This window comes from Bacteroides sp. 90-K9/2 (assembly GCF_047310725.1).
GTDB lineage: Bacteria > Bacteroidota > Bacteroidia > Bacteroidales > Bacteroidaceae > Bacteroides > Bacteroides vicugnae.
Genome location: NZ_JBCGVL010000001.1, coordinates 1,703,180 through 1,714,633, shown reverse-complemented (window position 1 = coordinate 1,714,633; position 11,454 = coordinate 1,703,180). Strand labels below are relative to the sequence as shown.

Sequence of the window (11,454 nt, the reverse complement as noted above, 5' to 3'; positions counted from 1 at the left end):
CATAGAGACGTATCTGTTTTTCCGTACCCCCTAAGATTATTGAATCGTGAGGAAAAAGAGGTAGGAAATTGTTTTTTGATTACTTTTGCATATGAAACGTAATGAAATGATGGAAAATCGTATGAACTTTCAAACATCTGTAGAATTGCCTGCCGGGATGCCGCCTGTCAGTCATGCAGATCGTATTCTTCTGATGGGCTCCTGTTTTGCGGAAAATATCGGGAGACAATTAACAGATGCCGGGTTTCAGCTGGATCTGAATCCTTTTGGTATCCTTTATAATCCTTTGTCCATCTCATCCGCTTTGAGAGAGATTATAGGAAATAAAGAATATACCAGTCAGGATTTGTTTGCCTACAAAGACTTATGGCATAGTCCGATGCATCACGGCTCTTTTTCAGCTTTTACGCCCGAAGAAACATTGCATACCATAAATGCCCGTCTTCATCACGCCCATCAAAGACTGCCGGAATTGAACTGGCTGATGGTAACTCTGGGCACTGCCTACGTCTATAAACAAAAAGAAAGTGGACAAGTGGTAGCCAACTGCCATCAACTGCCGGAAAACCACTTCTTACGTTACCGGCTTACTGTTGAAGAAATTGTAGAAGATTATACAGCACTCATCACCGAAATGGCAGCCCATAACCCGAAATTAAAATGGCTGTTTACAGTCAGCCCGATTCGTCATATACGCGACGGGATGCACGCCAACCAATTAAGCAAATCTACCTTGTTGCTCGCCATCGACCGGTTGCAGCAACTGTTCCCGGGACGAGTGTTCTACTTCCCCTCTTATGAGATCATATTGGACGAATTGCGTGATTATCGCTTCTATGCTGACGATATGCTGCATCCGTCTCCTCTGGCGATTCGTTACCTGTGGGAGCGCTTCTCCGAAACCTTCTTTTCCACTGAAACAAAGCAGGTTATCATGGCAGTGCAAGACATCCGCCGTGACTTGGCACATAAACCCTTTCACCCCGAGTCAGAGGCGTATCAACGCTTTTTAGGACAAATAGTGTTAAAAATAGAACGACTTATCGGAAAATACCCGTACTTAGATTTTCAAAAAGAAACAGAACTATGTCATATGCGATTGAATCCATAGCCCAAAGTATCGGTGCCCGCCGTATAGGCAAACATAAAGCGACTATTGATTGGCTGTTAACAGACAGCCGCTCTTTGAGTTTTCCGGAAGAAACTCTCTTTTTTGCTTTAACTACCAAACGAAATAGCGGAGTCCGTTATATCCCCGAATTATACGACCGGGGCGTACGCAATTTTGTAATAACAGAAGAAGACTTTAAATTAATTGAGAATGGAGATTTGAAAATGGAGAAATCTGGGCAGGATGATGATGCGCAGCCAATTCTCAATTCTCAACTCTCAACTCTCAATTTCCTTATCGTTCCCAATCCTCTGAAAGCTTTGCAGAAGCTTGCCGAAGCGCATCGTGATAAATTTAAAATCCCTGTGATCGGTATCACCGGAAGCAATGGAAAAACCATTGTGAAAGAGTGGTTGCACCAGTTACTTAGTCCGGATCGTTGTATCGTCCGTTCTCCGCGTAGCTATAATTCGCAGATCGGAGTTCCTCTTTCTGTATGGCAGCTTTCAGAAGAAGCAGAACTGGGTATTTTTGAAGCCGGCATCTCTGAAATGGGAGAGATGGGAGCCTTGAAACGAATGATAAAGCCTACCATTGGTATTCTGACCAATATCGGCGGTGCCCATCAGGAAAACTTCTTCTCATTGCAAGAGAAGTGTATGGAGAAGTTGACGCTTTTCAAAGACTGCGATGTAGTGATTTACAACGGTGATAACGAATTAATCAGTAATTGTGTCGCAAAATCAATGCTGACCGCACGTGAAATAGCCTGGAGCTGTAAGGATATTGAACGTCCGTTGTATATCAGCCGTGTAATCAAGAAAGAAGATCATACCGTTATATCCTATCGTTATCTGGAAATGGATAATACATTCTGTATTCCTTTCATCGATGACGCTTCCATCGAAAACGTGCTGAATTGCCTGGCAGCTTGTCTTTACCTGATGACGCCTGCCGACCAGATCACCGAACGGATGGCCCGTCTCGAACCGATTGCCATGCGTCTGGAAGTGAAAGAAGGAAAGAATAACTGCGTATTGATTAATGATAGTTATAATTCAGACCTGGCATCGTTGGATATTGCACTCGACTTTCTGGTACGCCGTTCCGAAAAGAAAGGCTTGAAGCGGACACTGATCCTGTCGGATATACTGGAAACCGGACAAAGTACCGCTACGCTCTACCGGCGTGTAGCACAGTTGGTGCAGAGTAAAGGAATAAATAAACTGATTGGTGTAGGGCAGGAAATATCCTCCTGTTCCGCTCGTTTTGATGACGATCTCGAACGCTACTTCTTTCCTAACACAGAAGCACTTCTTACGTCCGGCATACTCAAATCACTTCATTCGGAAGTAATTCTGGTAAAAGGTTCGCGCGTGTTCAACTTTGATTTGGTATCCGAAGAGCTTGAATTGAAGGTACATGAAACCATCCTTGAAGTAAACCTCGGAGCGATGGTCGCCAATCTGAACCATTACCGTTCCATGCTTCGCCATCCGGAAACAAAGGTGATCTGTATGGTGAAAGCATCCGCTTACGGAGCCGGTTCGTACGAAATAGCCAAGAGCTTGCAGGAACACCATGTCGATTATCTGGCTGTGGCCGTGGCTGACGAAGGTTCAGAACTTCGCAAAGCAGGTATTACCGCCTCTATTATAATCATGGATCCGGAGCTTACAGCATTTAAAACCATGTTCGATTATAAGCTGGAACCGGAAGTCTATAATTTCCATCTGCTCGATGCGCTCATCAAAGCGGCAGAAAAAGAAGGAATCACCAACTTCCCGATTCATGTGAAACTGGATACAGGTATGCATCGCTTGGGCTTTGCGGTAGAGGATATACCATTGCTCATTCGTCGTCTGAAGAATCAGAGTGCAGTGATCCCCCGTTCGGTATTCTCTCATTTTGTAGGAAGTGATTCGTCGCAGTTCGACGCTTTCACCCGTGAACAGATTGAATTGTTCGAGAAAGGTTCGCAGGAATTGCAAGCCGCTTTCTCTCACAAGATTCTCCGTCACATCTGCAATACAGCAGGAATCGAACGTTTCCCCGATGCACAGTTTGATATGGTACGTTTGGGAATCGGACTTTATGGAGTTAGCCCGATAGACAATTCGATTATACATAATGTGAGCACGCTCAAGACTACCATTCTTCAAATTCGGGATGTTCCCCAGGAAGATACGGTGGGATATAGCCGGATGGGACATCTGGTACGCCCTTCGCGTATTGCAGCTATTCCTATCGGCTATGCGGATGGATTAAACCGTCATTTGGGACGTGGCAATGCCTATTGCCTGGTGAACGGAAAGAAAGCTCCTTATGTGGGTAATATCTGCATGGATGTGTGCATGATAGATGTAACGGACATTGACTGTCGGGAAGGCGATCAGGCCATCATTTTCGGTGATGATCTGCCGATTACGGTGTTGTCCGATAAGCTGGATACGATCCCTTATGAAGTGCTGACAAGTATATCGACACGGGTGAAACGGGTATATTATCAGGATTAATTCACCACAGAGGACACGGAGTTTTTTTCAAAGATACAAATCAGATACTGACAGCGTATCATAAAAAAAGGACTCTGTGCCCTCTGTGTCCTCTGTGGTGAATAAAAATCTGTGTTAATCCATGTAACCTGTAGTGAAAATGATTATATTTGCAGCAACTATTAAAAACCTCTTTATCAAATAAACTTATGACAAACTTATTATTGTTAGGCTTTTTGCCTAGTGGGTCCGAATGGATTATTATCGCTTTGGTTATCCTTCTTCTTTTTGGTGGAAAGAAAATACCTGAACTGATGCGCGGATTAGGCAAAGGCGTGAAGAGCTTCAAAGACGGTGTGAACGAAGCAAAAGATGAAATAAACAAGGCAAAAGAAGATCTGGATAAACCTGCCGACACAGGTAAGTAAAGCAAGTACGGATGGCAGAAATGACCTTTTGGGATCATTTGGATGAACTGCGTAAGGTACTTTTTCGGGTGATCGGGATTTGGTTTGTTTTGGCGGTAGGCTACTTCATTGCTATGCCCTATCTTTTCGATCATGTGATATTGGCACCTTGCCACAATGATTTCATATTCTACGATTTATTACGGCATATCGGGAAGACATTTGATTTGACCGATGATTTTTTTACACAACAGTTTTATGTGAAGCTAGTCAATATCAACTTGGCTGCTCCATTTTTTATTCACATGTCGACAGCATTCTGGATGTCGGTTGTGACAGCTATGCCTTATCTCTTCTTTGAAATATGGCGTTTCATTAATCCTGCTCTTTATCCGAATGAGAGAAAAGGAGTACGTAAAGCATTGACTATTGGAACGCTGATGTTCTTCATCGGTGTTCTGCTGGGGTACTTTATGGTTTATCCATTGACACTTCGTTTCCTGTCTACTTATCAGTTGAGCTTGGAAGTGGAGAATATCTTGTCACTCAATTCCTATATAGATAATTTTATGATGCTGATTCTCTGCATGGGATTGGCTTTTGAACTTCCATTGGTTACATGGCTGCTTTCTTTGATGGGAGTGGTGAATAAGTCCTTCCTGCGGAAATACCGCCGTCATGCGGTGGTTGTTATCGTGATAGCAGCAGCTATTATTACTCCGACAGGCGACCCTTTCACTTTAAGTGTCGTAGCTATTCCACTTTATCTGTTGTACGAGATGAGTATTTTGATGATAAAAGACAAGAAGAAAACCGAAGAGGAAGTAGAAGATGAAGCTGGAGATGACGTTGCCCTGTCCGAAGAGTGAAGCGATAGAATCTTATGAATTACTTTTAGCAGTTTGCCGGGCAGAAGACGCCTACCTTGCCGTAGGATATAAGCAAATGCGTGACTTGCTGGAACGCATTTGTCGCGCGCAAATGCAAAACGAAAGTTTACAGATGACCGATCTTTCCGCACGAATTAGTTTTGTGTCGGCTAAGGTGGGTCTTTCTGTTGCCGAGCAGAATCGGCTGCATACCTTCCGGTTAACTTCAAATGCTATCCTGAACCGTCAACAAGAGCCCAATCGGGAACAACTCTTGCGGGATGCGAAAACTCTGGCTTTCTTTATCCGTAAACTCTTGGAAGAAGATATTCCTCCGAAACTATATCGGTTGCTTCCCCGTGCGGATGCCACCTATTTGGTTGCGCCTCCTGCCCGCGAACGGGTACAGCGGATGCGTGTCTGTTTCCAGTATGCCGACGAACAATATCTGTATGTGACTCCCTTGGAGGAAGTTTCGGAGCAACCATACCTTGTCCGTTATAATGTTCCCCAGATCAATGAAGAGTTTGCAGAAACGTGCAAGCTGCTTTGGCGTCATGCGCAAGTCAACTTATTGGATGTAGCCATCGATGAAGCTGGAATCCTGACCCCTTCTTTTATCGTACTCGAACCGGATTACTTGCTCGACATCAGTTCCCTTGCCGAGTGTTTCCGTGACTACGGACACCATCCGGCCAACTATTTTCTTTCCCGTCTTCAACCGATCGAAAATGCCCGTCCTTTATTATTGGGAAATATAGCCAACCTTTTTCTGGACGAATGGATTCATGCAAAGAGCGAAGAGATAGACTATCGTACCTGTATGCAGAAAGCCTTCCGGCGTTATCCTATTGAACTGGCCGCCTGTTCCGATTTACGAGACAAGGAGAAAGAACGCCAATTCTTTGAAGAATGCAAATTGCACTTCGATCATATTCGTGAAACAGTAAATGACACCTTTCATGCAGCCGGCTATGAGCTTGACAAAACAGATGCCGTGCTCGAACCATCTTATATCTGTGAGGCACTCGGACTTCAGGGACGTCTTGACTATATGCAGCGGGATATGTCTTCTTTCATCGAAATGAAATCCGGTAAAGCGGACGAGTATGCTATCCGGGGCAAGGTAGAACCGAAAGAGAATAATAAGGTACAGATGTTGCTTTATCAGGCGGTATTGCAATATTCGATGGGAATGGATCACCGGAAAGTGAAGGCTTATTTACTTTATACCCGCTATCCGCTTCTTTACCCTTCCCGTCCTTCGTGGGCGATGGTACGCCGGGTAATTGATTTGCGTAACCGGATTGTAGCTGATGAATATGGCATCCAATTACGAAACAGCTTGGAGTATACGTCACAAAAACTGGAAGAAATCAATGCTTCCACCTTGAATGAACGAGGCTTGAAAGGGCGTTTCTGGGAAACATACCTGCGTCCTTCTATTGATAACTTTCAATCGAAGTTGAAAGCTCTTTCCGCATTGGAAAAGAATTACTTCTATGCGGTGTACAACTTTATAACAAAGGAACTTTATACCTCAAAATCCGGTGATGTGGATTATGAAGGACGTACAGGGGCAGCTTCTTTGTGGCTCTCTACATTGGCGGAGAAATGTGAGGCCGGAGAAATCATTTATGATTTGAAAATAAAGGAGAATCATGCTGCTGATGAACATAAAGCCGGACTTACTTTTTCTTTTTTTCAAAAGAAAAAAGCAGGGGATGCTTTGACAAATAAGATCCCCGTAAATGGGACTACCGGAAGTGATATTACTGAAAATGAAGTCTCTGAAAGTAAGATAATCGGAAATAGAGCTCTTGAAAGTGAAACTTTTCTTCCTAATTTCCGTCAAGGAGATGCTATTATCCTTTATGAACGGAATTGCGATGCAGATAATGTCACCAATAAAATGGTTTTCAAAGGTAATATTGAATACCTGACAGAAAATGAAATTGGTATTCGTTTGCGTGCTACCCAGCAGAATCCATCCGTGCTTCCTGCCGAAAGCCTCTATGCGATAGAACATGATATCATGGATACTACATTCCGTTCCATGTATCAGGGCTTGTATGCCTATCTTTCCGCCGCACAGGAACGTCGGGATTTGTTGTTATCGCAGCGTTCTCCGAGGTTTGATGAATCATTGGATTCTCTCATTTCCTCTTCGAAGGATGATTTTGCACGAGTTGCCCTGAAAGCAAAAGCCGCACAGGATTATTTCCTTCTTATCGGACCTCCGGGAACGGGCAAGACTTCGTGCGCCTTGAAGAAAATGGTAGAAACCTTTCATGCAGACAAGGATGCGCAGATTCTTTTGCTTTCCTATACCAACCGGGCGGTTGATGAGATATGCAAGTCGTTGGCTTCCATTGCCCCGGCAGTTGATTTTATCCGGGTGGGAAGCGAATTATCCTGTGATGAAGCCTATCGCGAGCATCTGATTGAAAATGAGTTATCTTCTTGCAACCGTCGTTCAGAGGTCTACGAGCGTATTCGGAGTTGCCGGATTATCGTAGGGACCGTAGCGGCTATTTCCGGTAAACCGGAACTGTTTCGTCTGAAACACTTTGATGTGGCTATCATTGATGAGGCTACTCAAATATTGGAGCCGCAGTTACTGGGTATTCTTTGTGCCCGTGGAGAAGACGGGAAAAATGCAATTGATAAGTTTGTATTGATCGGAGATCATAAGCAACTGCCTGCCGTTGTTCAGCAAAACACCGAACAGGCGGCAATCTATGATGAATCATTACTGTCTATCGGGTTGAGTAATCTGAAAGATTCTTTGTTCGAACGTCTTTACCGGAGCTGTACGGCAGCCTGTTCATCGTCTGCTATTCAGCGTTCCTATGATATGCTTTGTCGTCAGGGACGTATGCATCCGGAGGTTGCCTTATTCGCCAATCGTGCTTTTTACGGAGGCCGTCTGATTCCTGTCGGACTACCTCATCAAATAGAGGACTCGGACACGATCTGCCGTTTAGCCTTTTATCCTTCTGTGCCGGAGAAAGCAGGAGCGTCTGCCAAAATCAACTATTCGGAAGCACGTATCGTTGCAGATTTAGCCGTTCGCATTTATGAACACCATCAGTCGGATTTTGACGAATCCCGTACCTTAGGAATCATTACTCCTTATCGGAGTCAGATAGCATTGATAAAAAAAGAAATAGAATCAGTAGGTATTCCGGTTCTGAATCGCATTCTGGTTGACACCGTGGAGCGGTTTCAGGGAAGCGAGCGTGATGTAATAATCTATTCCTTCTGTGTCAACTACCCTTATCAATTAAAATTTCTATCCAATCTGACGGAAGAAGAGGGTGTTTTGATTGACCGGAAACTGAATGTTGCCTTAACCCGTGCGAGGAAACAGATGTTCATCACAGGAGTTCCCGAACTCTTGGAACGTAATCCACTCTACAAAAGTTTATTAAAATTAATAGAAGGCTCCTGAAAAATTGCATCATTTTGCAGATGTTAGTTTTTATTCTCTCTTTATGCAATTCATTAACACCTCTATATTGAACAAACGCCTATATTTGCAACACGTTTTTTTCATAGAGATTTAGATTTAAGGTTAGAAGAATTGTGGAAGTCGTGAGACTTCCCTTTTTTTCATCTTAACGTTTACTATACTTCATTATAGGAATGCAAAAACACTGTTTTAAGTGTTACGTTTAAATATTTTGCAGGAGGATGATGCAGGATAAGTAAACCTAAAAAGCCTTCTTCGTGAGAAGAGGCTTTTTTATTTTTTTCATTTTTTGAATAATTGGTTAAAAAACAAAAGAGTAATCCGGCGACGGATTACTCTTTTGTTTTTATGGATAGTATCTATTGATATGGAATTAATCCAATACGATAGGTTTGTATTTCGGAACTAATGCTTTCATGATGATCCACCCCAACAAGTAAGCTACTGCACACACGCAGAAAATAATGAAATATCCGGCCGGTTTACCTTCAAAGCCCATGAATGTCATGGCCGGGTGTACGAATTGCGCTCCCTGTTCCAGCAACTCTTTCGTCATTTCGACTTCTTTACCGTCAACCATCGTTGTTCCGGAAGCATATACGAATAAGTTACCTGCTACTTTCTGAAGAATCATGGAGCCGAAACCACCTGCCATACCACCAATACCAGTGATACTTGCGATAGCTGTTCTTGGGAACATATCACCTACAGTAGAGAAGATATTAGCCGACCAGGACTGGTGAGCAGCGCCACCGATACCGATCAAAATAACCGGGAACCATGGAGAAACCGTGCCTAACGGCTGTGCCAACAATACAACCAATGGGAAGAAGGCGAAGATCAACATCGCTTTCATACGGGCTGCATACGGATTCATACCTGTTTTGTTGATAAAGATAGTAGGCAATTTACCACCGTAGATAGACAACATTGTTACTGCATAAAGCGTAAAAATCAATGCCATACCTAGTGGATCGGAAGTTTTGATACCGAATTGAGTATTCAGGTAAGACGGAGTCCAGAAAAGGAAGAACCACCATACGCCGTCAGTGGTAAACTTACCAAAGATGAAAGCCCATGTCTGCTTGTAGCTGAAGCATTGCCAGAATTTCATTCTCTTTTCATCTTTTTCGTCTGCCATCGGCGCACTACCAGCTTCGCGCTGGTCTTGTTCGATATAGTCAAGCTCTGCCTGGTTAACGTGTTTGCTTTTCGACGGAGCATCGTACATGAATACCCAGAATCCCATCCAGATGAAACCAAGTCCACCAATTACGATAAACGCCATTTCCCAACCGAACATTTTTGCCAGAATAGGAATGGTAAGAGGAGCGATCAATGCACCGATAGAAGCACCGGCGTTGAAGATAGAAGTAGCGTAAGCACGGTCTTTCTTAGGGAAATACTCTGCAGTTACTTTAATTGCAGCGGGGAAGTTACCGGCTTCTCCCAAAGCGAGGATACAGCGGGCAGCAAGGAAGCAGTACATACTGACAGTAGCAATGGTGACTACCACATCTCCTGTGGCACCTGCCAGTTCTGCTGCGCTATGCAGACCTACCTGTGCTTCTGTGATAACGCCACAAACCGCATGAAGACAAGCACCTGCCGACCAGACACCGATGGCCCATAAAAATCCTTTTTTAGTTCCCATCCAATCGACAAAGCGACCGGCAAACAGCATACATATAGCGTATACAATGGAGAAAACAGAAGTAATAGTACCGTAGTGAGATTCGTCCCAGTGGAATTCCGGTTTGATAAATTCGTCCCACGTCAATGAGAGAACCTGACGGTCGAGATAGTTAACTGTAGTAGCAAAAAATAGCATAGCACAGATGGTCCACCTGTAGTTTGTCATCTTTTCGCCTGTTTTTTGAAATGCATTCATGATAATGGATTTAAATAGATTTTGTTTCGTTGACAAAGGTCGGCATTTCGACTGAATTTTATTTGTAAAAATTGGTCAAAATCATGTATTATTCGTTGCATTATATATGGATTTTGTTACATCTTATTATATAATAGGTAACGAAGTGTTTGTTCTTTGGGGGAAGAATATGTAAAATCCGGAAAACTTCACCCCTTTCTCCTGCAAGAGAAAAGAATGAAGTTTTTCGGATCATTGATTATATGTATGAATAGGAATACGCAACGGTTAGCGCATTTCTGTATATTTGATCTTGTCCATGTCTCCATAGTCGAGGTTTTCACCAGCCATACCCCAAATAAACATATAGTTACTTGTTCCGGCAGCAGCATGGATAGACCATTCCGGTGACATGATAGCCTGCTCGTTCTGCATCCATACGATACGTTCTTCTTGAGGTTCGCCCATGAAGTGGCAGATAGCATTGCCCTCCGGTACGTTGAAATAGAAGTATGCTTCCACACGACGGGAGTGAGTGTGTGCCGGCATCGTGTTCCATACGCTACCCGGTTTCAATTCCGTCAATCCCATCTGCAATTGGCAAGGACCTTCTTCAAGTACATTGTTGACAATCAACTGGTTGATAACGCGGTCATTACTTTCTTCCATCTTTCCGGCAGCGAATGAATTAGCTTTCAGGGAGCCTTTGCGTCCGTCAATAGTGATCAATTGAGTTTTGTACTCTTTGTGAGCAGTCGCCGAGTTGATGTAGAACTTGGCAGGATTGCTGGAATCTTTGCTCTTGAAAGTCACTTTCTGCTTGCCTCTACCTACGTACAAGGCATCTTTGAATTTCAGCGTGTATTCTTTACCGTCTACAGTTACAATACCTTCGCCACCGATGTTGATAACACCCAGTTCACGGCGTTCGAGGAAAAATTTAGCTTTCAGCGGATCGATTGTTTCCAGAACCAGTTCTTTGGTTGCAGGTACTGCACCGCCAAAGATCAGACGGTCATACATCGAATAAGTAAGGTTGATTTCATTCGGAACCATTACTTTTTCCATCAGGAAGCTACTACGCAAGCGGTTTGTATCATACGTTTTCACGTCTTGCGGACTGCAAGCCACTTGCATCTTGTAATTCACCTGGGCAGAAGCAGACATCGCTGCGATACCCAACATCATTGCAATTGCTAATTTTTTCATCATCTTTTCTTTATAGGA

7 protein-coding genes are annotated in these 11,454 nt (G+C 43.6%); 5 read left to right on the top strand and 2 right to left on the bottom strand.

All coding sequences use genetic code 11. The annotated features are described in order from the left end of the window. Window positions 1–91: 91 nt before the first annotated feature. The 5 genes from AAHJ11_RS06495 (at window position 92) to AAHJ11_RS06475 (ending at window position 8,336) form a co-directional block, all read left to right on the top strand. A complete protein-coding gene (locus AAHJ11_RS06495; RefSeq protein ID WP_254883806.1) occupies window positions 92–1,111 on the top strand; it encodes a GSCFA domain-containing protein in 1,020 nt (339 codons plus the stop codon). Next, window positions 1,087–3,627 carry a bifunctional UDP-N-acetylmuramoyl-tripeptide:D-alanyl-D-alanine ligase/alanine racemase gene (locus AAHJ11_RS06490; protein ID WP_320982962.1) on the top strand — a complete coding sequence of 847 codons (2,541 nt, stop codon included), beginning with the start codon at window positions 1,087–1,089 and terminating at the stop codon, window positions 3,625–3,627. The genes AAHJ11_RS06495 and AAHJ11_RS06490 overlap by 25 nt, the downstream gene beginning before the upstream one ends. 188 nt (window positions 3,628–3,815) lie before the next feature. After that, entirely contained in the window at window positions 3,816–4,034 is a 219-nt protein-coding gene (locus AAHJ11_RS06485; RefSeq protein ID WP_117934729.1) for a twin-arginine translocase TatA/TatE family subunit, read from the top strand. 11 nt (window positions 4,035–4,045) lie between these two features. Then, window positions 4,046–4,882 (top strand): twin-arginine translocase subunit TatC, encoded by an 837-nt coding sequence (gene tatC, locus AAHJ11_RS06480; protein ID WP_320982963.1) that lies wholly within the window; start codon window positions 4,046–4,048, stop codon window positions 4,880–4,882. Further along, window positions 4,845–8,336: an AAA domain-containing protein gene (locus AAHJ11_RS06475; RefSeq protein ID WP_320982964.1), complete on the top strand. Its 3,492-nt coding sequence runs from the start codon at window positions 4,845–4,847 to the stop codon at window positions 8,334–8,336. The genes tatC and AAHJ11_RS06475 overlap by 38 nt, the downstream gene beginning before the upstream one ends. A gap of 394 nt (window positions 8,337–8,730) precedes the next feature. Here the strand turns inward: AAHJ11_RS06475 and AAHJ11_RS06470 are convergent, their stop codons facing one another. Continuing rightward, window positions 8,731–10,248 carry an MFS transporter gene (locus AAHJ11_RS06470; RefSeq protein WP_195648542.1) on the bottom strand — a complete coding sequence of 506 codons (1,518 nt, stop codon included), beginning with the start codon at window positions 10,246–10,248 and terminating at the stop codon, window positions 8,731–8,733. A gap of 267 nt (window positions 10,249–10,515) precedes the next feature. Further along, window positions 10,516–11,436 carry a 5-dehydro-4-deoxy-D-glucuronate isomerase gene (gene kduI, locus AAHJ11_RS06465; protein ID WP_148366599.1) on the bottom strand — a complete coding sequence of 307 codons (921 nt, stop codon included), beginning with the start codon at window positions 11,434–11,436 and terminating at the stop codon, window positions 10,516–10,518. Window positions 11,437–11,454 lie beyond the last annotated feature (18 nt).

Coding starts and splice junctions, on each gene's coding strand:
- AAHJ11_RS06495 (WP_254883806.1), top strand. CDS start 92: ATGAAACGTAATGAAATGATGGAAAATCGTATGAACTTTCAAACATCT.
- AAHJ11_RS06490 (WP_320982962.1), top strand. CDS start 1,087: ATGTCATATGCGATTGAATCCATAGCCCAAAGTATCGGTGCCCGCCGT.
- AAHJ11_RS06485 (WP_117934729.1), top strand. CDS start 3,816: ATGACAAACTTATTATTGTTAGGCTTTTTGCCTAGTGGGTCCGAATGG.
- tatC (WP_320982963.1), top strand. CDS start 4,046: ATGGCAGAAATGACCTTTTGGGATCATTTGGATGAACTGCGTAAGGTA.
- AAHJ11_RS06475 (WP_320982964.1), top strand. CDS start 4,845: ATGAAGCTGGAGATGACGTTGCCCTGTCCGAAGAGTGAAGCGATAGAA.
- AAHJ11_RS06470 (WP_195648542.1), bottom strand. CDS start 10,248: ATGAATGCATTTCAAAAAACAGGCGAAAAGATGACAAACTACAGGTGG.
- kduI (WP_148366599.1), bottom strand. CDS start 11,436: ATGAAAAAATTAGCAATTGCAATGATGTTGGGTATCGCAGCGATGTCT.